This window comes from Rhodococcus sp. ARC_M6 (assembly GCF_022810305.1).
Lineage (GTDB): Bacteria > Actinomycetota > Actinomycetes > Mycobacteriales > Mycobacteriaceae > Rhodococcus_F.
In genome coordinates, this window is sequence record NZ_JALGQH010000025.1 from 64,053 (window position 1) to 88,710 (window position 24,658).

Annotated in this window: 12 protein-coding genes; 2 read left to right on the forward strand and 10 right to left on the reverse strand. The window is 57.5% G+C overall.

Annotated features, from left to right (window positions below):
• The first annotated feature begins 272 nt into the window (after positions 1-272).
• Together MTX36_RS22065 and MTX36_RS22070 are read left to right on the forward strand one after the other, a co-directional pair.
• Positions 273-1,208 (forward strand): HNH endonuclease, encoded by a 936-nt coding sequence (locus MTX36_RS22065; RefSeq protein WP_243621788.1) that lies wholly within the window; start codon positions 273-275, stop codon positions 1,206-1,208.
• A gap of 85 nt (positions 1,209-1,293) precedes the next feature.
• A complete protein-coding gene (locus MTX36_RS22070) occupies positions 1,294-2,226 on the forward strand; it encodes a hypothetical protein (RefSeq protein WP_243621789.1) in 933 nt (310 codons plus the stop codon).
• An 86-nt stretch (positions 2,227-2,312) separates the two neighbouring features.
• Here the strand turns inward: MTX36_RS22070 and MTX36_RS22075 are convergent, their stop codons facing one another.
• The 10 genes from MTX36_RS22075 to MTX36_RS22120 all read right to left on the reverse strand — a co-directional run bounded on the left by MTX36_RS22075 (position 2,313) and on the right by MTX36_RS22120 (position 23,964).
• The gene (locus MTX36_RS22075; protein WP_243621790.1) at positions 2,313-2,777 is read right to left on the reverse strand and encodes a hypothetical protein; all 465 of its coding nucleotides are present in this window, start codon (positions 2,775-2,777) and stop codon (positions 2,313-2,315) included.
• Positions 2,770-3,198 carry a helix-turn-helix transcriptional regulator gene (locus MTX36_RS22080; RefSeq protein ID WP_243621791.1) on the reverse strand — a complete coding sequence of 143 codons (429 nt, stop codon included), beginning with the start codon at positions 3,196-3,198 and terminating at the stop codon, positions 2,770-2,772. Before MTX36_RS22080 ends, MTX36_RS22075 begins: the two co-directional genes overlap by 8 nt.
• Positions 3,199-3,265: 67 nt before the next feature.
• On the reverse strand, positions 3,266-3,715 hold the full coding sequence (locus tag MTX36_RS22085) for a hypothetical protein (protein ID WP_243621792.1): 450 nt from the start codon (positions 3,713-3,715) through the stop codon (positions 3,266-3,268).
• A 135-nt stretch (positions 3,716-3,850) separates the two neighbouring features.
• Positions 3,851-6,094, reverse strand: a complete 2,244-nt coding sequence (locus MTX36_RS22090) for a 3'-5' exonuclease (RefSeq protein ID WP_243621793.1) — start codon at positions 6,092-6,094, stop codon at positions 3,851-3,853.
• Positions 6,095-12,466: a DEAD/DEAH box helicase gene (locus MTX36_RS22095; RefSeq protein WP_243621794.1), complete on the reverse strand. Its 6,372-nt coding sequence runs from the start codon at positions 12,464-12,466 to the stop codon at positions 6,095-6,097.
• Between the two features lie 186 nt (positions 12,467-12,652).
• A complete protein-coding gene (locus tag MTX36_RS22100) occupies positions 12,653-13,501 on the reverse strand; it encodes a DUF1870 family protein (protein WP_243621795.1) in 849 nt (282 codons plus the stop codon).
• Between the two features lie 660 nt (positions 13,502-14,161).
• Positions 14,162-15,547 carry a reverse transcriptase domain-containing protein gene (locus MTX36_RS22105; RefSeq protein ID WP_243621796.1) on the reverse strand — a complete coding sequence of 462 codons (1,386 nt, stop codon included), beginning with the start codon at positions 15,545-15,547 and terminating at the stop codon, positions 14,162-14,164.
• Positions 15,548-15,559: 12 nt separating this feature from the next.
• Positions 15,560-16,168, reverse strand: coding sequence for an SLATT domain-containing protein (locus tag MTX36_RS22110; protein WP_243621797.1), 609 nt, complete (start codon positions 16,166-16,168; stop codon positions 15,560-15,562).
• Between the two features lie 327 nt (positions 16,169-16,495).
• A complete protein-coding gene (locus MTX36_RS22115) occupies positions 16,496-21,088 on the reverse strand; it encodes an Eco57I restriction-modification methylase domain-containing protein (protein WP_243621798.1) in 4,593 nt (1,530 codons plus the stop codon).
• A gap of 2 nt (positions 21,089-21,090) precedes the next feature.
• Complete coding sequence (locus MTX36_RS22120) at positions 21,091-23,964, reverse strand: helicase-related protein (protein ID WP_243621799.1); 2,874 nt, start codon at positions 23,962-23,964, stop codon at positions 21,091-21,093.
• Between the last annotated feature and the right edge of the window lie 694 nt (positions 23,965-24,658).

Here is a 24,658-nt window from a genome sequence, read left to right on the forward strand (position 1 = left end):
GCTCCGCGTGCGCTGGCGGATAGCGGACGAGAAATCGGGGGCCGGTGATAGTTCGAGAGGACAACAGTGCACGTTCGGCGTGCGGAGTTTCTTGAACCCATGCCTCGGGCGGCTCGAATCCTTCGTCTTCGAATTACATGTGCCAATCCGGGCACGTCTCACCGACAGTTGGGCTGCAGTTCGCCGGCGTGGTGACCGGGATTGAGTTCGTTACCTCCGATAGCGTGAACGTCATAACTTGTGCACGAATATGTGGGGGAGAGGACGCCTGGGTGACTGATATTTTGAGCATCGCGCACGGCGCTGAGGATTTCGATACGCGACTTCGCCGCGAAGCCATGCAGTTTCTCACAGTGAGGACCAACGACGGTCTCGATTCCATTAGCAAGCAAGAGTTGCTTGATTTCACCATCGACGGTGAAATGTTCAGATTGATGGATCCCCAGCGAGGTATCCGCAAACCACGTCAGCTTTCGTCAGCTCTTTCGATCAGTACCGTTTATCGTCGCGAAGGTGCCGATCGACCCTATGAGGATGCAGTCGGAGCAGATGGATTTCTCCGCTACAAGTGGAGCGGTGTGGACCCGGATCACCAGGACAACCGCGGGCTGCGTGCGGCGATGGAGCAGAAGGTGCCGCTGATCTGGTTCTTCGGTGTGGGTCCAGGGCAGTTTCAGCCGGTCTTTCCTGTGTACCTCGTTGACGAGGAGGCGGGCCTCCATCAGTTTGTTGTCGCCACCGAATTTGCCCGCGAGCTTCATATGGCGGATTCTCCGATCGAATCACATCTTCGGCGCTACTTGATCGCCGAAACGAAGAGGCGGTTGCACCAGCCGGTATTTCGGGCGACAGTGATGCGGGCCTACGAAACGCGATGTGCTGTTTGCGCTTTGGGGCACAGTTCATTGCTTGATGCGGCACACATCGTGCCGGATTCGGATGAAGCCGGTGTCGCTTCGGTTCGAAATGGGTTGGCAATGTGCAAGATTCACCACGCTGCCTTCGACGTGCACATTCTGGGTATCAGTCCCGATCTTGTAGTTGAGATCAGACAGGACCTTCTCGAAGAGATCGACGGTCCGATGCTCGAATACGGATTGAAGGAGCGGCACGGTCAAAAGCTGATGGTAATTCCAGCACTACGAGCCGAGCGGCCTGATCCGGAGCTGCTCGCATTGAGCTACAAGAAGTTTCAGTCGGCAGGCTAAGTTTGGTTCTCGTGTAACAGTAGGACCTGGCGAGACGATTTGTAGATTGGCAAACCGGTTTAGAGTTCCCGGAAGGATCAGTTCCATGGAAGCACGCGCATCAAAGACGTTCATTGTGCTCTGGGATGGGAGCGATGAGGGGTACGACCCGGACAAGTTTGCCGAAGACGTTCGGCTCACAGCCCTGGGATATTCGGTAACGACGGACTGGAGTTTCGGGCGTGGGTATGGTGATCCGGAGCCTGGTGATCGGATCTTCCTTCATAGGACCGGCAACGAAAACGGGATTATCGCCAGCGGCCAGATTCTTTCCAGCGGTGTGGAATTCCACCCGCATTGGTCAGAACCCGAAAAAATGGCGCCTTACGTCACCGCCGAATGGGAAGTTTTGATCGATCAGTCTGATCGACTTCCGTACGCCCAAATGAAAAGCACTCTTACTGATTTCAAGTTCCCGGTTCAGAGTTCGGGACGGGAAGTCTATAGCCCATCGGACCAGATGCTTGAATCGATGTGGGAGGACCATGTCGGGAAGTTGGCCCTGCGCGACGGGAATCCTTGGCTGGGTGGAAGTTTCACTCGTGCGGGCGGGCGAAAGTCCGGTCCATGTGCACTCGAAAGGCATCGGGTTGCGTCGTACGACGTAGCAGGCTTTACATCGACGACGGCAGTCAAGACAGAGTCGGAACTGGTCAGCAGGTTTGCGGATTACCTAACTGCCCTGAACTACAAAGTGCAGGGGTACCGAATTCTGCCAGAGGGGACTACGCGTCCGCTCTTCGTAGATATTCACGACGTCTCGAACAATCACTTGTATGAGGCGAAAGCGTCAGCGTCGCGCGAGGCGGTGCGAATGGCCTTGGGGCAGTTGCTTGATTATCGGAGAGGCTTTGATCTTCGTCCGGAGTTGTCAGTTCTGCTTCCCGAACGACCTGTCGATGATCTGTTGAAACTGCTGGCGGAGAACGGTGTTGGATGCACCTACGAGACATCGAGTGGGGTATTCGAGACTGCCTAGCCCAAGGCGAAGAGATGAATGTTCGTGTCGTTCGCAGAGCGGTTGCGAGAGGTTGCAAGTCGACTGGATTGAGGCAAGAGTCTCGGCTACACGTCGTCGAGTTCCACATTGATTTGCGGTTCGGGCTGTAGTGCGATCCCAGAATAGCCCGACATTCGGCTACTGAGGATCTGAAGTTCTGCGCGAAGATACGGGTACAGCTCGCGGATTGCCCGAGTGGAAAACTCGAGTCGCTCGTCATCTGTCGCGCCCGAGAGCACAGAGTCGTCGACCTCGACGGTATCTGAATTGGGGGCGCCGATCTGCTCATCGGTTCCGTAGAAGCCAGTGATAGCTACTGCCACTACGCAGCTCTGCCGAAGATATCCGGCCTCGATGGTTGCTTTGACGGTTCCATTGATCCACCCGGTAAGAGCAAGCCCGCTCTCGTTGATAAGGCCGAACCAGGATGGTCGCCATTCAGGATCAGCCGGGTTGAGATGCTCGAAAAGTAGTTTGCTCGGATCAACATGCCGCAGGGTGAGGTCAGTCAAATGCGGGGAGTCAGACACGATGGCCGACTGTCCATGCCGAAACAAGCTGCTTCTCACGATCTTGGCCCGGCCCACTGCGCAGCCAAGGTGCAGTGGTTTCCACTGCGTGAAACTGGGTGAATGCGGCCTGCTTAGCAGGGTCACGTTCGATCACGTTGGCGGCCTCGTGGACCACTGTTTTGGTGTGGTCTGACAATGACTTTGCGCTGAGATCAAGCATGGCGCCGACGGCCAACGCGTAGCGTCGGATGGTGGCCAGCGTCGGATTGGTGCTGCCCTTCTCGAACCGGTAAACCATGGCTTCGTCGACTTCCATCGATTCTGCGACGTCGGCGACCGTCAGGCCGGAGGCAACGCGAACTGCCTTCAGCTCGCGCACCAGTCTTGTCTGTTGCCGCGCAAGGTCGACACCTAGGCGCTCGCGTTTCTGCGGGTCCATAGCGTGAATCTCCCTTCGTGTGGCCTGAACAATCGAGTGTATGACATATAAGTCAGACTCCACTGTCTCACAGCGGGCACCGCCACGCATAGGTCGGGCTGTTTTGCCTACACCATCGTTTGCCTGCCTCGATTGCGTCACGCATATGGCGGGTCTGATCGGTGGAGTTGTACTCGGCGCCGATCCCCTTCGAACGAACGGAGCAGCCAAGGAGTACGTCATCTTCGGTGTCCGCGTCGATCCGCGGCTCGATGAAGTAGTAGCGCCAATGCGCATCCTTACCGTCAATGGGCGTCGTGCCATCGACGTCGATCTCACCCAACCATGGCAGAGCGCCTGAGGGTTGGGGTAAACCCCGATAGATGTCTCGGCCCACGGGACAGCGATAGCTGCCCTGTGAATCCCCTTCGGGATGTTCCCTGTTGTCGCAGAGGTCGAGTCCGTAGTCCACGGCGTCGAGGCGAAGCGCTTCGAGCTGGAACCATGCAGTCTCGTCGGCCTCCTTGAATCTGCCCATTTCGGCTTCACAGCGTCCGGTCTGATGCCAAGTTGCCCCGGGTGCGTTTAGCCGTGACGTCAGCTCGTCGAGAGGACTGTCCGTACTTGGCATCGTGACCCTTCCACGTGTTCGGATTGCGACAGTACAGATGGACTACGACACGGAAGTGCTGCCGAGAAGTTCCGAACGTTTGCCGCTCCACGTCACGACGAGTTCATCTCGAGCTCGACTGGCGGCGACGTAGAGAAGGGACCGCTCACGCAGGAGTGCCTCGGCTTGTTCTTCCTCTGGGACAGTCCGGAGAGTAGCGGCCGATGGAACGTGGGTGTCGTCGATGCCAGCCAGGAGAACACGCGAGAATTCCATGCCCTTGGACCGGTGCATGGTCAGAACCTGCACATGTCCAGCAGTGGCTGGGTTGTCTTCGAGAGCTCGGGCATCAACGCCACGCTCGCCGAGTGCGCGAACAAACTGGGTCCTGTCAGTTTTGCCTCGGGTGAGGATCGCGATCGTGGATGGATCGACATCGTCGTCGAGCCAGGTTCGCACTTTCTCGGCAACCTTGTCGAGTTCATCAGGTGCAGAATCGCATTCGAGTAGTTCAGGGTTGGGGCCGAGACGTGCGGATCTGTAGTCATCGGTGGATTCGTTGCCCTGTTCCAAGTCCTTGTAGTCGGCTCCGGACAGGATGCTCACGGCGAAGTGCAGGTTCTGTGCAGTGGTCCGGTAATTCAAGGTCAGCCTGCGTGATCGGCCGATGATCTTGATTCCGAAGCGAGACAACACTACTGGTTGCCCATAGATCCTCTGATGTGAGTCTTCGGCGATGAACAGGTCGTTGGGACCTTCTTCGGCAAGCGCGCGCAACAGTGCCCAGTGAGTTGCATGGAGGTCCTGGGCTTCGTCCACGATGACATGGTCCGCCAGATATCCCTTACCTTGTTCGCCTCGCGATCGGAGATGCTCGGCGGCTAGCGCCAGGATTTCTGGGAAGCTGAGGCTGCCATCCATCCGGCTGTAACGGCGGTATGCCTCTACCAACTTCCACACTGCAATTCGCTGCGGCCTGCTCAGGCGTACACCGCGTCCTGGTCGAGCAACTTTTGCGTACTGCTCGAGCGTTGTCACGCGGTTGGCGAGAACCACTGCCACATACTCATTTTCGAGGAATGCCGGCGTTGCGAGCTTCGGATCGAGTCCACTCGCGACCGACTGCACCACCTCGCGCCATGCCTTGTCGGAGTTGGTTCGGTTGTTGGTGACCTCGACGCTGCGGGAACCGAGGACAGACTCGCAGGCATCCGAGACAGCACCTGACTGGCTCAGTACGGCATTGCCCAGCTTGTCGATGCCCGCGACATGCACGCCGGGGTCACCCGGCTTTTTGGCGATCACTACATCGGGATCGAGCGCGCGCAGGTCTGCTTCGAGTCCCATCGCAAGAGTCTTGTTGTAGGTGGTCAGGATGATTCGTGCGTCCGGATTGCGCTTGGATAGGTGACGAGCGCGATGGATCGCGACCACGGTCTTGCCGGTACCCGCTCCGCCAGAGAGCCTGAACGCGCCGTTGTGGTCCTTTTCTGCGTACGTGCGCTGTTCCGGATGCAGGAAGGTTCGCCATGCGGCGAAGTCGCCGCCTTCGATGACGCGTCGCAATTCCTCATTGTCGTCGATGAAGGTGAACTGCATCTTCGACGCAGGATGTTCGAGCGCCACCAGAATCTGCTCGTCTTCGTCGAGAGTGTCATCGATAGGAGTATCTGTGAATCCGTGCTTTTCCCTGATGGTTTCGATGCTGGTGCCCACAGCAAGCTCGAGAAGGGCACTGCCTTGCCAACCGATCACGTCGGCAGCGATGGCTGTAATGGCATGGTCGTCTGCGGCGGTGAGTGCAAGGGTGGCGAGTTCGGGATCGAGGCCGAGCTTCTCGGTCAAATCGTCGAACGTGAAGCCGAGACCAAGGAGGAACGGATTCACCTCCTCGGCGACGAGCTTCCCGATATGACCGCTGGGATCATGGACGACGGACCGCTTCTTGCGGTCGGCATTGCCGTCGAGTTCACCGATGATGCCTTCGAGGGCGCCATTGATCGGGTTGACACGCAGCGTCGACCGTTCGGCGAGGGAGTTGGCTTCGTCGTGTGGCCACGTACCCATGTAGATGTAGGTGGTGTCGCCGACCTTGCTGTCGACGCGAAACATGATGGCGCGGAATTGCAGATCGACGCGGCCGGTCCGAACACGGGAGTCGACGGCGCCTTTGATCGGTTCGATGTGGAGGCCAGGGGTGGTGTCGTCGGCGCGCACCTTCTCGAAGAAGTCGTACACCTTGTGCTTGATCGACCCGTCGAGCTTGGGCATCGCCTTGGTGTTGGTTGCCAATACCAGATTTGCCACTTACAGCACCCCGTTCGTCTTCAATGCGTTCACAATTTGTGCTGCATCGGGTGGGCACATGGTCCACCCCTGTTCGGTCATCGTATTGGCAGCCTCTGAATCCGCGTCGAGTACCACGCCGACTCGGGCGTCGCCCCAAGCAAGGTCGAGGACATCGCCGTCGTCGGTCTCGAATCCGAGGACAGGCACTGGCAACTCAATTCCTGAGGCCGCCAAAGCCAGAACGAGTGTTTTCTCCGCGTCAGAGATGGTCTCGTCGAACAACGACTGCCATTGCGGCGTCAGTTGCGCACTGGTTGCGGATGGTGCGGCTGTGGGTGCTGAGGTATCAGCAGTGAGCAAGCTGTGGGTCGTGACGCGATGGTTGGAACTGATGCCCAACCAATTGGACAGTCGGACCCATTCTTTCCAGGCTTTCCCGTCAAGAATCTCGAGCATCTCGTCTCGGTCGTCCACTGCGAGAACTGCGTTGCTGGTGCGAGTTCCTGGTCGCATTGCCGCAACGATGGTCAGCGAACCGTCGGTGAAGGACCAGCACATGTCGGTTCCCGGTGACGAGAATGGTTGCTGACCGTTCAGCTCAGCCAAGGCGTTCTCGGCTACGGATTCGGCATCGGCTTTCACACGATTGTTGTTGCGCACGAACATGAGCGGAAGCGAACGACTCACCGATTCCCACGCCTCGACATCCGGGTCGGTGATGAACGCCAGTAATTGCGTCACGGGGTCAGCCGTCAATAACTTGAGGAGTGCGGGGCGTAAGTTACCCGCTTTCATGGTGTTTGACGCGGCACCTTCCGTGTACCAGGACGGCGTCACTGTCTCGTTGTTCTTGAAACGTTGCAGATCCTCGTGACCGAAAGACCATACGAGATGGCCCGTGGCTCGCAGAGTGGCGCGCTTGGTGGCGTCGTCGGCAACTCGATTGCAGCCGGGCATAGCGTGGAACCTGCGGCCGTCCACAAAAAGCGCAATCCGAGGGATCTCGGAATCGTTTGTGCTGAGCTCGAAATCAGGTTTGGATGTTGCTATCAATACCTGCGGGGTCAGCTTCCACGTACGGATCTTCGTTCCCGGCATGATGATGGTCGCAGAGGGACCGTACGTCCCGGGCTTTTCCCGGACGCTGGCACCCATCGCGCGTAGGCGTTCGACGAAGGCGACGTAGAACTCTTTCTCGAGGTGTGATTCCTCGCTGCCAACCCGTTCGGCCGGCGCCTCTTCGGTGACAGCCGCCAACCATGGCTCGAGGGTGGGTACAGATCCGTCTGAAGTGCCCAGGAGTAGGTCGAGCACTTTGGCGGCTGTCTTGCGGGATACTTTGTCCAACTCATGTAGGGGAGCAAAGGGCAACAAACATAGGTGACATGCGAGACGATCTTCTGCAGCACAGGTACATTCGTGCACGAGCTTCCTCGCTGCCGCCAGTACGGCCCAGACCTTTGCAGGGTCGGCAAACTCAGCGAGATACCCCGTACCACCAGGAACGGTGTCGTGAATGAGCAGCGCGCGTTGATCAGGAGCATGTAGAGCGTCGGTGATGGTGGCGACGTCGAGGTGCTCAGGTGAGCCGCCAATTACCTGTCGCAGGCCCAATAGAATTGCTGCGCTCAGACTCGGATGCGCAAACGAGTCGTATTCGAGCGAAGCCGGTAGGTGTAGGAGCACTCCCTGGGTTCGGAGGGTTCGGGCAAGTGCGATTTCCCGGACACTCTCGAGAGTGGAGTTGCGATGGCGGCACCAGCTGCGGTGCTCATATCTGTTGTTGCGGCCGGCGGTGCGGTCGAGCTGACCGCACGAGGAACAGACTCGGAACAGCCCAGTAGCAGTTTCCTGTCCCGCGATTGTCCGCTTACTTCCCTGAGATGTGCGTCGGCCCATGTTGATCCAGCGAATATCCATGCGGCGCAAATATTCCGCACCGAAATCGCGACCCTCCACATACCAGGACCGACCGACGTTGACGGGATCGATGTCCGCGGCGGTGACTACAGTGAACGATTCCTTGTGCCGCTCATCGCGACCGTCGTTGATGGATGCCTCGTCGCGACGAATTTCGGCAGAGACCCGTGCCAACTCCACCACCTGAAGCTGCTGGCTGACGTCGGTGATGGCGCTGTTCTGGCATCGTGGACACGCAGTCAGAGTCGGTGCTTCTTCTCCGGCGTGGGTAATCCCGGCCCAGCCGCACTGCGGGCATAGGCGCCAGGTGTGGATGTTGGACTCGCCGGCACCGAGGTCGACGGCGTCGATCTTCGCGGCGAGACCTTGTGCGTAGAAGGTGGAGCCAGGAGCCAGTTCGGTGAGCGCAACTCGGGAACCACGCTGATAGCTGGTGGCATCGCCCATGTATTTGTTGGTTTCGGGGTCGATCCAGGTGATCCCTACATCGAGCACTACGGAGTCATCGAGCAACGTGTAGTTGGGTAGCACCCCGTAGCGTTCGAGTGCGCTGATCCAGTACACCGAATTGAGCTCGGCCAGTTGCTTACCCAGCAGTTTGATCGATCCGTAGGCAGTGCGTAGGTCGCGCTGGTCATCGTCGGTTGATGCAGGTGCGGCCGCCCGACGCTCGAACTCGGGTAGTTCCTTCTCGATGGTGGCCCGGCGTGTTGTCAGTTCCACCAGATCGCGATTCCAGCGATGAACGGCTTCGCGAAGATCAGCCACCAATTCGCTCGGATTGCCGTCGCCGGGTGTAGTCGCCCACTGGCGCAGTGCATTTACGGTGACGTCGTCGAGCTCATCGTTGAACTGCGTGAGAAATCCGTCGAGAAGAACTTCTGACTGTGCATCGGCGGAATCGAGAAGTGTTGCCATCCAACTTCCCTCATCGAAACTGCCAAGGGCGGCACGTGCGTCTCGCGGTGCGACGGTGTTGGGATCGCGTGCCAGACGATCGACAATGTGGGCTACGTACTGGCGTTGCAGGATTTCCTCGGCGGTGAGGAACGTGGCAGGCGGGCGCACGTCGCCCTGGATTACCGATGTGGGATCGAAGAGTTTGGGAAGGTGTTCACCGCGACCTCTGACAAACGCGAGAACCAGTGAGTTTCCGGTGAGGCGCCCCGCTCGGCCCACACGCTGAAGGTACGACGTGACTGTGCGGGGCAATGATCCGAGCATGACTGTGGAGAGGTCGCCGATATCGATACCCATTTCAAGAGTGGGTGTCGCGACTAGGACGTTGGGTGCTTGTGGGTCAGCGCCGCCACGCTTGAACGCAGTTTCGTAGCTCAGACGGGTTTCGGTTGGAAGTAGCGAGGTGTGCTCGCGGGCAACTACGCGCTTCATTTCCGAAGAGTCGTAGAGCTTGCGGTAGAAGTTCTGCAGTTTCTTTGCTCGCCCAAGAGTTCCAGGGCAGCGGACCAAAAGGCACGGCGCGCCCTCTAGCTGGTCGATGACGGTCAAGCTGCCAGGCGTGGGAGTTTGGCAAACCCCACACACCAGCAGATGCTTCTCTCCCTCGAGATCGGGAAGACTGGGCGCGCTTACCTGCACGGTGGCAGGGGGCAATCCGTAGGCCGTCAGACCAGTCTCGGTGAGGACAGCGGAGAGTACGCGCTGCTCAGCGAGTACAGAGAATAGCGATTTGGCGAGGAAGCCGCCGTCGACGGGGGAGACATTGAGGCATTGCGACGCCCACCGTGCGTACCAGGAGGATGGAGCAGTGATCGCATCGAATCCTTCGGGGACAGTGCGTGATCCAACGGCCGGAAACGCAGGTGCCGGTCGGCCTTTCGGGAAGGCGGGCATACCCGCGCCTTTGGGACGTGCTCCCCACACCCAACGGCGGTTGGCGTCCTTCTCGACGTAAGTGCGTAGCCACGGATGGTGGATGGCGCCTCGGGTTCGGACACGCTCGACGGTTCCGCGAACCCAACGAGTGATTGCGGCAGAGTCCGGTGCGCTGATCGTCATCTGGTGCTCGGTTGCATTCAGTGCTGCTGCGCCGAGTCTTACGGGACGCTCAACTGATCCTAGATTGACCTCAGCAACGACGCTGCCGGTCAGCTCTAGGGTTCGTCCCAGCCGGGACTGCAGGCCCAATTCCAGGTCGATGTCGAACAGCAGTCGCGTGAGTACCTTTTCGGTGGCCTTCTTGCGAGCTTGTGTGGACGAGTCGGCTTTCCAGAACGGAGTGAAGTCGTCATGATCGACGATGTCGGGGGCCAACAAGTGATAGCGACGTATCGGATCTTCACCAGCTCGGGCGACGACTGCCCGGCAAAGCTCGTCCAGAGCGAGGGCACCGGAACCCGTGCTGCTGGGTTCGTTCAAAGCGCTGCGCAGAGTGGAACGCAGGCTCAGTGTGTGGGAGCGAGCCTGCACGAAGCCGGCGCGATGCGCGGCATCCTGCACACTGTCGGTGAACATGAGTGCCTTCTTTTCGTCGGCACTGAGGTTCTTGTCTCCGAACATGTTTGACAGTGTTACCGAGAGTTGGGTGGCTACTGCACTACCGAGGAATCGAATGCCGTCGGCGGTGCCGCAAGCCGGGCACATGTCCTTTTTCGAATTTTCCTCAACGTCATCGCCGGTGAGAACGAGGACGGGAAGAACCTTGCCTTCAAGTTGTTCAGTTCCGTCGGGATCGGGTGCGATATCGGTGATTTCTCGGTCATCAATGCGGAACCACCGCAATCCTTCGACCGCCTGGTCCATGGTGGTGGGGTCGAGCAGCGCCTCAGCTGGGGCAGAGATCAAGGCGCGGAATCGTGAGCCGCCGGACGCGTGGTCCGCACGGATCGACTCGTCAGTGACATCGAGGGTTGTACCGGTAGGAGCCATACGGGCACCCCAGCCTGAGCGGCCGCAGTGCCGGCAATAGACGGCAGGTAGGTGCATGCCGTCGGCGTCCTCGTGGGCGCCGTCATCTGACCATCGGTACGACGTCGCGGCAGCGACAGCTCGATCGATTCGCGAGAGCTCCCGAATCCACAGGTGCACATCAATATTCAATCCTGCGCGACCAACCTCTGCTCGCAAGTGAGACAGCGCTGCGAACAAGTAGTCGAGGAACTTCTGCTGATCTGAGTGGGTGCGTCGTGTATCGCCGGCGAGTGCAGCGGTGGGGAACAGTTTTTCGGCGAGGTCAGCTAGGGAGATGGCGTTGACGGCATGGTTGAGGAGTGAGATCACCAGCGGGTGAGCTTTGAGCAGGTTCAGCTGTTCGATGTCCGAGAGGGCACGGATATCTGCTGCGCCGAGGCGGCGATCGGTATCGAGATCATCAGCGCGCTCGAACATTTCGGCCAGAACGGCTGCGGTGATGCCTGCATTCTCACCTGAAGATTCGGCGGCGTCGAAGATGTTCTTGACCGCGTCGGCGAGAGCAGGTGCAATTGGTCGGTGCAGGCGGTCCAGCGAGGCGTCTCGCTCAGCGAGCCATTCAGCAGCCGTGAGGCGAGTTTCACCGATAACGGCGTCGGCATCGAATGTTTCACCGAAGACTGTGCGTGCGAAGTCGAGCATTGCGGTGGGTTCGGCTTTGGACCCGAGCGTTGCCGAGGTGGCAACGGGTGTGATCCGGCCGAGCGGTCGAGCACGGTCGTCTTCCGTGACGGGTGAGGAGTCCGTCCAGTGCGCTTTGACTGTGAGCCCGAGGCGGCGCAAAAGCATCGCAACATCGGTTCCCTGAGCGCCGTCGTAGGTGTGGAACTCGTCGAGGACTACGTACTGCAGGGTTTCGGCAGACAGTCGCCATATCGATGCGCGGTCTGGGTGCAGGAGTAGGTGATCGAGCATCTTGTAGTTGGTGAGCAGGATGTCTGGGGGAGAGTCGTGCATCAGCCGGCGGTCGGTGATGAGTCCATCTTCGGTGACTTTGGTGCGCCCGCCGGTGGACTGTTCGCCGGTGTAGAGGCCAGCAGAAATTCCAGACAGCTCAGGATGATTTGCGATGAGCCCTGCGAGACGCTCGGCCTGGTCGTTGGCCAGTGCATTCATGGGATAGAGGATGAGCGCTTTCATGCCAGTGATGCCGGATCGTTTGGCGCGCAACACATGATCGAGGATCGGGTAGAGAAATGCTTCGGTCTTGCCGGAACCGGTGCCCGTCGTCACGAGGGTCGGTTGCGGCCGAGTTTGGAATTTGGTGGAGAGACGCTCGAAGGCACTGGCTTGGTGCCCGTATGGGGTGAAGCCGTCGGGCCGCCAGTCGAGGTGCATTCCCCAGTTCCCTCGGGCTGGTGCGAAGGGGAGCCGCAGCCGAACATAGGGTCCCTTGAACATTCCCGACGCGGGGTCACCCACGAAGTCGCCTAATGATCCCTGCGCATCGGGGTCGGTGAGTGCGAACGTGGTCGCGAGGTAGTCGGTGAGGCCCTCGCGCAAGTGCTTGGCCTGGAGGGTGGGAAGTAGGGCTCCCATGGTCGACTTCTCCTCGGTTTGGTGGGTTACAGGTTGTCGGTCGTGTGTTTGCTGAGTGCGTCGAGCTCGGAAGCAGGTCAGTAGCGGCCTAGCCCTAGTTGTGGAAACCGCTACCGTAGGTTTGTGTCCGCGAGTTCGGAACGATGCTAGCGATGCTCGTGTTCGGGAGACGGCAGTTGCGGCGGGCTACTCCGTCATCGAGGCGCCGTCGACAACCTGGCCAGACAACCGCTGAAGGTATCCAGCCCCCGTCCCTTCCTCGGGGTTGAACCAGGCAAATGGGTGGTGCAGAGCAAGTACCGTCGCGAGCAGTGGGTGATTCGGATAGAACGGGACTTCCCATTCGTCCCAGCGGCACATGTCGTCGAAGTAGTCGCTCACTGAGCTCCAGTTGTTGTCGCTCAAACCGTAGTCATGGTCGTCGTCCTCGTCCTCGTCGTCGGGTTCTGGTTCACGCCGCACTCGGGAAGGGATTTCTTCGAATAGCTCTGGAATGTCGGCCATGAGTTCTGCGACCTCGTGAAGTGCGGCGGCCATCAGAAGTTCGTCGAAGTAGCAGCCAGCCCGATTGAAGGGAAGAACACCCTGCTCGATCTCTTCGGCGACTGCACGGCATCGCTCGGAGGCCTTGGCCGCCCACGCTTTGTTTTCTCCGACGTGGAACATCACTCGGCGGTCGATGCGGGCAAAGGGCCCCATCTCGTGGAGTGGTTGATCCATGTCGCCGTCGATCCAAGGGTCCAGCTCGGTATCGGCCCATCCATGGAGCACGACGGTGAGTGCGTAGGCTTGCCTGGGGGTTACGACAGTCGATTCCGTCCATGTCTGCTCGAAGTGTTGAGCGTTCTCTTCGGCTCTAACTATCGCTGCGTGCTCACGGTTGAGCACCTTCTCGCATTTGGTGCGTGTCGAATCGCTGACGGATGCCGAATCGTCTTCCCATCGGCGCCAGGTTGCCAAGCTGACGCCGGCCAACGCCGCAGCCTCGGGCTGGGTGAGGTTGAGCTTCTCGCGTAGTTCTTGACTGTTTGACATAGACTCACCGTACTGAGCGCTCAGTGAGTAGTCAATTTTGGTTAGGTTTGGATCGTAAGTCGTATGGCGGGTGTGATGGGTCGGTCGCGATTTGAAAGTGCTTTGAGCGGGCTGAGGACTCTGCTGTGTGCTGTGAGGCGGTATCGGGTTCAGAGGGAGCGAATGTGGCATGGCGGCAAATCGCGAGACGATCTAGCGTAGGAGGTCGGCGCGGTGAATTGGTCTGTACCCGACAGACCTTCGAACGTCGGATGGCCCGCCCGAATTCGTAGAGTGAAAATCGAGGAATTACTAGGAATGTGCCTGGTGCACTACGTGGTGCCGATCAAACAGTTCGAGTGATGTCGAAGAGTTGGATGTGATCATTGCTGGTTGGCGATTCGAGGAGGTGTGAGAATTGCAACGATAGGGTCGAAATGGACCATCTTGGAGTGGTCAAGGATATATAGATATGTATCTTCAACTGCGCACGTGAGCCTGTATTGCGCCTCAAGGGTATGGTAGTGCGGAAATTTCACCCTTGGATGTGATTAATATTTGGCGAGCCTCTGATGGCACTGGAATTGTGAACACGATGGCGTGAAACTTCTTGCCCAGGTAATTCGAGGCCTTATTGAATGATGGTTCTCAGATTCTGGTATTCGTGCGTCCTTCTTGGTGCTATCGGTATACTGATCCAATGTCTTTTTCTAGATCCGAGGTAGCCTTGCCTACCTTTCTTGAAAATAGAGAATTGACTTCAATTTCGTTCATTTCATTTAATCGCTCTTGTTTGATTAGAAATATTCTGTTCAAAATATTCTGTTTGTTATCTCTGTCAATTTCGTCAAAGTTTGGAACGATGTTCCTTCGTCGGCTGTTGGGATTTTGTATTGCCCAGTATGTACTGACGAATTTTTTCGGAACTACTGTCGCAGACAGGTCGTAGCTGGAAACAAATTTTCTAACTTGTCGATCGAGTTTCTTTAGAATTTTGATGTCGTCCATCTGGGAAAAGTATTGGAGCCACCCGTGACGGCGTCCCTCATGTATGCATCCGGTAATTACTAGATTGAGGTACCATTCGCATATTTCGCCGGATCTTCTTATCCAACTTTCCATAGTAAATCCTACTCTTGAGGATTTTGTGGCATACTTGTACCGCGTAAATACGCGAGCAATCGAATTTTCCATTCGATGTATACTCGATCCTCGAACCGAGATTTTTGTGCCGTTAAAAACGTATCCAAGGTAGTCGAATTGGTCAACGATACGTCCCGTGGAGGATTTTTTCCCCGGTCCTCTGGGGTGAGCTTTCAGGCCGCGTGCAGATATTTCACTGTCTAGGTTTTGCTCAATCTGGTCGGCCATGCCAGTGTGGCACAGAATAAGAATATCGTCGACGTATCGAAAGTATGACATTCCAGGTAAATTCATGAAGTTTTTATCAATTGGAATCATGAATATCTCAGCTAGAATGTTTGATATAGAAAGGCCCTGAGGCACGCCCTGGCTCGTAATCGGTTGGGATCGAGGTTGAGAATTTGCAATTGTGGGTGTCGATACCGCGCGGCTGAGTATGCTCAATATCTCATGTTTCCTAATTCGAGTCTGTAGTTCGAGAATCAATTTTTCGTGATCTATTGTTGGATAGAAATCTTCGATATCAACTCGAATGTATTCCTCATAGGCGTTCTTAGCTATTGCATTTGAGATCCTGTTTATCTTCAGTTGGGGGCGTTCGAATTCCTCCAGATTGAAAGACGAGGAAAGTGTGTTCGTCAGGGCCCGAAGTGTAATTCTGTCGCGAGCTGTAGGAATTGAAATAACTCTCGGGTTTTGGCTCGCACCTTTTATTTTCAGAACCTGTCTGAATGGAGTAAATCTGTAATTTCCATTTCTCATATTCTTCTGAATCTGTCGTACTTCTTCATTTAAACTGCCGCCAAGACGTGCCGGATGGTTGCCATCCCGGCCGATTGCGGAATTGCTCTTCACGTACGTGCGGTAAATTGCTTCTAGATTGCGTAGTGTGGTCTGTTTCCTGAATTCTTGAGCTGAACTCATTCATATCCCCCTTTAGAATGCCCAAAATGTAAGTTTAGTTAGAATTAATATTGGTAGCATCAGTATTGCGAGAGGTGCATACGTTACGACTCCCTGGCTGACGGTATTGATGTTGGCGCATTTATGTCCGCTCTGTGAGAGGAGAGAATCGGCCACTGTATGATTTTCTGATTCATCTAGCAGGTTCTGGTATTTTTCAAATAAAGATGACAGTTCAATGTTTCCTTTATTGTCCCGAGTGTGGCTACGTGTAACTGATTCGGGTTCTGTATCGGAATCTCCAGGCTTATTGAGTAGCTCTACGGTTGCTGATAGCCTCTGAATCTTTCTATAGTTGTCGAACATATCTCGAGCTCGACCTTCATAGTTTCGCCCAGTGATCACCAAGGATGCAACTAGAGTGGCGACCGAAGCTGAAGCAAAGATTGCGGCTCCTGCATTCCCGAATATTTTAGGATCAGCCAGAAGAGAAATTCCTGCGATGGTTGTACCAGTTGTCGTCGAGATCAGTACGGAATTCCACACATGGCCGCGCGTGCGCAGTCTATTTTCGGCATGCACACGCGCCTTGTATGTCCGGTATGAACGATTTTCGAGATCGCTTAACCATGAGGTTGTCATCGCACCTGCTCCTTGGGGTGAAGGGAAAATCGCTATCGAGTTTCCTCGACTCTTCAGCGCAGAGACGCGCTGTCGAATGCACATTATATTGCCATTTCTGGCAATCGCTGAAGCTCACAGTGAGCTATCAGATGTGGATTTCTCCACCATTGGTTAGTTCTACCCCGGACTTGGCCTAGCGCCGTCCGAGATCAGCGATTTTCCCTTCTGTAGCAGTGTCCCATACGAATGCAATCGATGGATTCTGGGCTCGGGAGTCAGGATTTCTGTACCGATCGACGATCCATCATGTCAATCAATTTGAAGGTCGCAGGATGTGACTATTGGTCAGTCGGGTATCGCACACTCAACGAAATACGCATGAGCGATTTCCATATCGCGTTCGCGGTCAACACCGACGAATGGCTCTTGATAGGTGACACCGTCGATGGTGAGGTCGGAGGATTTGAGGGAGCCCTTCTTTCGGTACTCGGACGCGAGTTTTGTGGGGAGCTGGCGGCCAGTAGCGTCGTAGAGGGCATCGCGCTCATACTTTTGCAAGACCGGGAACTGCGTTCTGTAGATGGTCAGTAGCTCCTCTGCAGTGATGCCCAGCATGACCGCGACAATCGCGTCGATCTCGACAAGTGCTTGTCTGCGATCCACGGCGCGTCGCAGAGGTGTGGCCCACTCCCATTCGGCGCCGATGGCACCGAGTAGTGCCCGTTCGGCATAGCCGACGCCGACACTCGGAACCCATGAATCTCGCTGCCAAGCCGGGTCGTACAGCTCCTCCCATAGCGGAGCGTATGGACGGACGAGGCAGTTCAGTCGGAGGGTACGGAGGACAAGCTGCTGTTCGAGCTGGTGACCATTCGGAAAGGGGATCTGTTTCCAGGTCGACGGCTTGACATGGCCGCTCCCGATTACCTTGATGAGGAAGTCAGCCACGATCGAATGGCTAACCCCCGCGATGACTGCAAGACCGTTCGTTGAGGTTGGCAGGGTGAAGCTGTGAACGGCATGCACATGCGTAGCGCCGGGAGGGATCAGCGCTGAATGCAGTGTGCGAACGGTTGCGATGTCGCACATTTCTCGCCACGCCAGGCGGAAGAAATTGGAGCTCGGCTCATCATTCCACGTTGGGTACGCAGCGATGTACTCGTCTGAGGGTTTGGCGACCTGATAGTTCGTTCGCGGGACAAAGTCCTCGGGGATCGTGTCGAGGCTGAGGTCGGAGTAGTCCTGCTGGTGTTTTGCGGTCGGGTTGGGTTGTTTGAAGAGAGGCGTGCCGACTGAAAAATGTGGACCTTGCAATATTGTGTCGCCCCACCTGGTGGGTATAGCAGAGCGGGATACGAAGTACCCTAGCTTTCGGTCACGGTCCTCTTCCCATCCACGAGCCCATACGAAGTCAGTCTCGGCCAAACGCGATGCGGTCGAGATTTTCTCCAGCGCCTGGGCGCTCTCACGATTTACGGGGTACAGCATCCTCGCTTCGATGGCCGGTGTCCCAGGCTCGTCAATCAGTGCAGCCCATCCCTCAAGCACAGAGCCCGTGACGTGAACCATCCGGCTTGCGTGGGCAGTGGAATCCCATTTGCCATCGATAGTTTTGATACCAGGCGCGACTCCGGACCCGTCATGTACTAGTGAGCGAACGACTGTTTCGGGATGATAGAGCCAGGTGGCCTGGGTGAACTTCACGTCGTCCAGTGGCCATCCATAGATATGGACGCCGTATTGACGTGTGTCGTTGATCTCGGCGAACAGCTTATGTTCATTTCGAAACTGCCAGTGGCGACGAAGGCGAACGTAGGTTTCGCGTCGAAGCCCCTTCGCTCGCTGCTCAGTGAAATGGCTCTCGGGGTGAATCAGTCCGACGATGCCGTCTCGTGAGACAGATCGCCAGGTGCGTTCCATGAAACAGCGGTAGAGATCGGGCTGCAACCCGGCGAGTGCAGGGCGATCGACGCCGGAACCGAGGTGTTCCTTTAGCCCCGCCTGCTCCGCCCGCTCGTTCAGATATGCGTCGAGCGTCTCGTTTAGCGTGAGCGTTTCCGCACGCTTTTGTCGTTTGATTGCCTCCGTCGGTTTATCCGTCAGCTGCCACCATGGGTCGGACTCTGCCAGCACTCCAGCCTCGTCCCAGTCTGGGCGCACCCACGGCGGGTTTCCGACCTGCAAGTCGAAGCCACCCTCTGCAAACACTGGCGCGAAGTCGAGCTCCCAATGGAAGAATCCTTGATTATCGGCAGTGGCAGCGGCGACCATCAGCCAGGGGAATTCATCCTGAGCATCGTCAATTGACTTGGCCTGCGCGAAGGTTCGATCGGTGTCCTCGGCAATGTCGAGCTCCTGCCAACTCATGTCGCCCGCGAGGCTGGTCTGACCGTACTTCTCGAACTTGCCTGCCTTAGGGGGTACGCCCAAAACTGCTGCGAGCCCGCCAATCCACTGATCCCAATCCGGCGGCTGGATATCGGTAGTCAGCGGCCACGACCAGATCGCGCACCACGCGTCCATGACTCGACGCAACCTTTGGTAGGCGCCATTTGGATTGCTCAGGACGTTCTCAATGTCTTCACGCGTAACTGCGGGCGTGTGGCGAGCGGGTTCCAAACCCCACAAGTTGATGTCGCGTCGGATCTCCGACTCGGCAATCGTCAAGCGCCGCAATGTGAATTCCCACAACGTCTCGACACGCTTCGAAAGGGCGGCGAGCCGCTTGGTGATCTCCTTGCTCGGCGACTTACGAATCTCGTTGCGCCACAAACGTAGTTCTTCGCGCTTCGCGGGGGCGTATGTCTTCGCCTCGGCGGTATCGATCACCGCGCCCCAACCTTCGGAAGGAAGCAAGAAGTGATGGATGCCTGCACCGATTTCCTCGCCGAGCGGTACGTCCTTGGCGGGAGTCTTCAACCATTGCTTCTTTGTCAGCAGGCTGGGTGCGTACACCGACCGCCGGGCTCCAATGAGAGAGTTGCCGCGGCGCAGGTGCAGCCCGAACCACGGGGCTTGCAAGCCAGCCACCATGGTGTCCAGCCACAGCGAGATTTCCGCCAGCTCGACAGCAGTGGCATTGAGGTCCACACCGTATACCTGGTGAAGGGCAATGTGCGCCTTCACCTTCTGCAACTCCATCGGATACTTGTCGGCGTCGATAAGCTCGCCCAAGTCCTCCTGCTGGCGTTTCAGGTACTCGGCTGCGAGCTGGCGAACTGCCTCGATCGCGAATGCGCCTGAACCAAGGGCCGGCTCACAGATGGTCAGCTCGAGGATCTGCTCTGGAGCGGTCCAGCTGCCGTCCTGATCGAGCAACTCCTCCAGTGCTTGTGAGACAACGAACTTCGTCAATACTTCCGGCGTGTAGTACGAGGCCGACTGCTGGCGTTCACGACCCGCGAGTCGAAATACGAAGGTGCCCTTGCGATGTAGAACAGGCTTTTCTTCGCCGGTGGTTTCGTCGATCACCCGGACGAAGTCGGATTCGGAAAGGTGATCGGAGCGGTCGACGGGAACAACCCACGAACCCTTCTCCGAGTCACCGTTTTTGGCGACCTCGTATAGATCTTCCTCAGCGAAGAAGCCGGTGTACGACATCAATCCCTCGTACACCGCGCCCAACTGGTTGATGCCCAGCTCGGCATAGCTGATGAAACCACGGTCGCGGCCCTTGCGGTTCTTGGATTCCTTCGATAGTAGTAGGTGTTCGAGCACCCGTTGGGTGGCTTCGTTGCCGAGGCCAACCTCGTCGATCAGCGAAGTGGATTTTGGATCGAACAGATCTGCGCGTAGCGGGTTGAACAGCAATCCTGGTGCGGGATCGTCGAGAATATCTTCTCGGTCAACGGGTGTATGACCACGGTCGACAAGTCGGAACAGCGTCGCCAGCGATTGATACAGATGCGTGCCTGTCCGCGCGTGAGCCGACACCAACTCGGTGAGCGTCAGCTCGCGCAACCGATCCAGTCCGTAACCTTCCTCGTATTCTGCGGCGCCAGTGGGTAGAACCCGCATCTCGGGTGAGGCTTCTGCATAGAGAAGAAACAGAATTCGGTACAGGAATCGCAACGAATGCTTCGCCAGGTCCTGGCCATTGATGCTGTCGAGGCTGAGGTCTTGCAGGGTGCGTCGTCGCACTACCTCGTTGGCGATGATTTCGATCGACAGCCTGATACCTTCACGGAGGTCCTTAGATACGCCAACCGTGTGCTTGACCGAATCTTCGAGAATGCCAGTCCACCAAAGGTTTCCGTGAGCGTTGGGAACTAGTGCCTGCTTGCCGAAGATAGCTGCAGCTCGGTCAATTTCACCGCCGCGAGCTTCGTGACGTCGTTCGGTGACAACCAGCAGATCGACGGCCAAGTATCGACCCTCGGCCCAGCGTTCCGCCTCTGCGAGCAGCATCCATTGACCGGCCTGCACCACCACAAATGCAGGTGGGGTATCCGAACGGAATGCGGCGGAGACGGCCTTGGATGCCGAGGCGATCGGCTTGCCGTCTTCGGTGGCAGGGGTTAGCAGCAATCCGGTTGCGGGATCAAGGAGGTCTTCGATTGAATCGACTGGAACAGCTTGTAGGAAAAGCGCACTCGCAATGCCGTCGAGTTGTGCGTCTGGGATCTCGAGGTCTGATCCTGCGCGCTCGGCAGTGAAGTCCGTCAGGCCAGCGGGGTAACCGAAGGCTGTGCGTACCAGTGCATGTGCTTCCGGAGCGCCATCTGGATTCTCGGCCAAACCTGCGAGAGCTACCTGGAGTTCACCACAGGTGGCGAGCAGATCGCTACGGACTGTCGAGCGACCTTCCTTTGCCTCGGCGTCCCAGAGCTTGCGTAGCTCCATCACTTTGCCGTGGAAAGACTCCTTCACCGAATCGGTGGTGAAGTAGTGCTCGCTGATCCAGTCTTCGCCGATGACGATGGAATCGAAAGAGGCCATGATTACAGGTCCTTACCGGGAACGATGACAAGCAGTGGGCGGACCAGTTGCTGGGTGGGAGCGAGGGATTCGGCGAGGCGTTGTTCCTCAGCAATGCGGCGAGAGAGTTTGTCGACCTTCTTCTTCTGGCCCGCGAACAGCTCGAGCTGTTCTGCACCGGTGTGCCAGCGGTCGGCACGCTGACGCCAACGCGTCAGCCGTTCGTTTGCGGCATCCTCTTGAGCGGCTAGAACCATCGACATGGCTTTGCTGGCTTCTTCAACGGCGACGGGTATCAACGCTTGGTATTTCTCGGGGTTCTCGATTGGCCCGGGATTGGCAGAGCCGGGTTTGAGTCCCGTCTCAGCTGCGAGAAAGTTGAGGTCCTCGCGAGGTTCTACAAGGCAGAAGGAAGGGCGGTCCGGGTTCGGGAATTCGGCAGTGGAGAACACTCGTGAGATCAGCTGTCCTCGCCGATTCATCAAAGTGCCCATCAACAGCACTGTGGGAGCGTCGACGTCGCCGCGGATGACAAAAATCTGACCGCGGCCCAGTGCGCTCAATGCACGATCACTCGCCCAGTCGAGCACGGGGTGAAGGGGACCGAGGAAGTGTGCCTCAGGCCAGGTAGTGCCGGCCACGCCCTTGCCTTCCCTTGCAGCGCGGAGCTGCGCGTTGCCGACGGTGTGGGAGGTCGCGAGCGTCAGACGTTCGAGGACACGACCGTGCTGTAGATAGTTCTGTGGCAACTGAATGAGCCGCTGGCGCAGATCTTTCGGTGGGGTGAGCTCGGCGATCGCATGATTGGCATGGATCTTCCAACCGACGCCACCGTCGTCCAGTGAAGCATGGGGGACGTCGTGGAATGCAGCTCGGAGTGCTTCGTCGAGGAATGTGATGTCGTCGGCGTAGAGGCTTTGGCGCGGTGATTCGGGCAATGCTGTGGGCTCGTCTTCTACCGCGTCGAATTGCGCGAAGAAGGCGTCGAGATCGTCACCGTCTGCAACATCGTCGACTTCCCGGACCTGTTCGTCGAGTGTGGTGCGTCGAGCAAGGACGTCACGAATTGCAGACTCTTCTTCTCCCACACTGTGTTTGCCCATCAATGACGCAACGTCGCCGAGGGTGGTGTGTGCTTGGTTTTCACGTTCGAGGAGGCGGGAGAGCACCCGCAGGTCACCCGAGAAATCTGGATCGGACGGCTCGAGAATAAGCGAAGAAATGACGGGCGGGAACTTCTGCCCGTAACGATCGATACGGCCGTTGCGCTGCTCGATCCGGATCAACGACCACGGGATGTCGTAGTGAATCAGGTGGTGGCACTGGGCATGGAGGTTCACGCCTTCCGACGCCACATCGCCGGTGATGAGCACTCGGATCGGGGAGGTCTCCAGTTTGAAACTGTCCACAATCTCCTGCTGCTCGACGTCGGAGAGCCCGCCGTGCAGCATGGCGATATTTTCCGGCTTGAGTTTCAGCGCCTTGGGCAGGTGCTCACGCAGCCAATGCAAGGTCGCGATGCGTTCGGCGAACACAACGGCGCGTGTGGAAGATTTCGGTCCGATGCCGATCTCGGAAAGCCTAGCGACCAGCGCGGAGGACTTGCCGGCGGAGTCGTTCAGAGCGGAGTCGTTGAGAGCGCCGAGAGTTTCGAGAGCATCCAACTCGATGCGTTGCTCGGGAACAAGTGGGTCAAGCTTGGTGCGGCGCTGCTTGATTGACTCTGCCAATGCAGCAGGGGAGGAGAGAAAGGCCTTTGCCAGCGTCCAGGGGAAGAGTGCCTTGGTCTCGCCCGAGTATGGTGAACGGCCTTCCTGAGGGTGCAGCCATGTATGTGAGAGTTCCCTCGCCACAGCATCTTCCGCAGGCGAAGGTGCGATCAGTTTGTGGACGGGTTCGGCGCGCTCGGCCCAGTCGCTGCCCACCTCTGCCGCTACCTCCGGGTGGTGCCTGTGGCGGCGAATCAACAGCGAAGCAACATCGTCCTTGGTGAACGTGCCATCCGCTTTGACCGCAGTGGGGTCAAGAAGGCGGAGCAGCTCCGCAAACGATTCTTCCTTGCCATTGTGCGGTGTAGCGGAGGCGAGGATCAGTGCCTCGGTGTTGGGCGCGAGGACCCGAGCCAGCTCGTTGTTCTGCGTACCGACATTGGTGAGGTTGTGCGACTCGTCGATAACCACGGCATCCCAATGCTGGCGTTCGAGATGCGCCTTGTATCGGGGACTCTTGAGAGTGTCGATGGAGATGATCGCGCGCTTGAAATATGTGAACGGGTTACGGGTGGCCGGCAACTTCTGTCGAACCTTCTGAATACCCGCAGAGTCTAGGCGCACGAATGGCAATGCGAACCGGCACCACAGCTCATGCTGCATCTGCTCGAGCACATGCTTGGGCGTGACGACGAGGATGCGTTCGCCACGGCCGCGTCGAACCAGCTCCGAGAGGATCATGCCGATTTCGAGGGTCTTGCCCAGGCCCACCGCGTCCGCAATGAGGATGCGAGGACGGATATGTTGCGGATCAAGGGCCTTCGCGACTGCGGCGCGCTGGTATCCGAGCGAATCGGCCAACATCTGAGTGGACACGGTCAGTGTCTGATCGCCATAGGGGAACGGCGTTTTGCGGAGTAGAGCCTCGAGCCACAGCCGTGAATCCCGGTATCCAGAGGACCCGTCGGCAACAACCTCGGTCTTGGCCGGGTCCATAACCTCGATGTGGTCGAGACTCGAATAGAAGGACGCAGTTGTGTCTGCGACCAGCTCCGATAGACCACGGGCCCGGACGAGCCAACCGTCGGACCCCTGCTCGGCTGAGGTGACCAGCCACTCCTCGTCGCGAACGACAACTATCGAACCGGGCGCGATGTTGAGGCCCTCACGAGATTCGGCGATGGTCATGCTGTGATTACTCCTGAGGATTGACGGTCTGACGTATCAACTTAGTGCCCGGGCGCGACCAGGTGTGTGACGCCTGGTTCGGCGGGTTTGTCGGTGACCTGTGGCACAGTCGGACAAACTGGGACAAAGGGTAGGTTAATGGTGAATCAGAGCTATTTGGCAGATCAGGCGAATGACGAGGAATTTCGTCTCGGCCGTGAGCTGGACAGGGTTGCGCTCTTCTTCGAAATGAATCTCGATGAGGATGAAATTCGTAGAACGCAAGAACTGTACGGCCGGGTCGCTGTGCGATTTCTGCCGTTGCATGGTGCTGCTGCACTAATTAGAAAGTATCCGGCGCTGACGTTGACGACTTTGGTGGGACACGCAGGTCTCGCGTATGAGCAGGGGCGCTACTGGGAGAGTTTCTGGGCAGAATTGGGCCTCGAGCACGACGCTGAGGTTGAAAATGCTCTGAGAGGGGCGCTCGCTGGCTTACTCAGGAAGTTCGGGTTGAGGGAGTTTCCCGAGATTTCGGGCAGTTACATCAGGGTGATGGCAATGCACGCGGGAATTCCAGTGCATTGCCTAGTAGTACTTTGTTACCTCGGCGTGTCCGCTCGAGTTTCGACGGATTTCTCGAGACCATGCCCACATGGATGCACACACCCTCAACCGCGTCGGAGAATCGATGGATACGTTTGTCGGTGAAGTG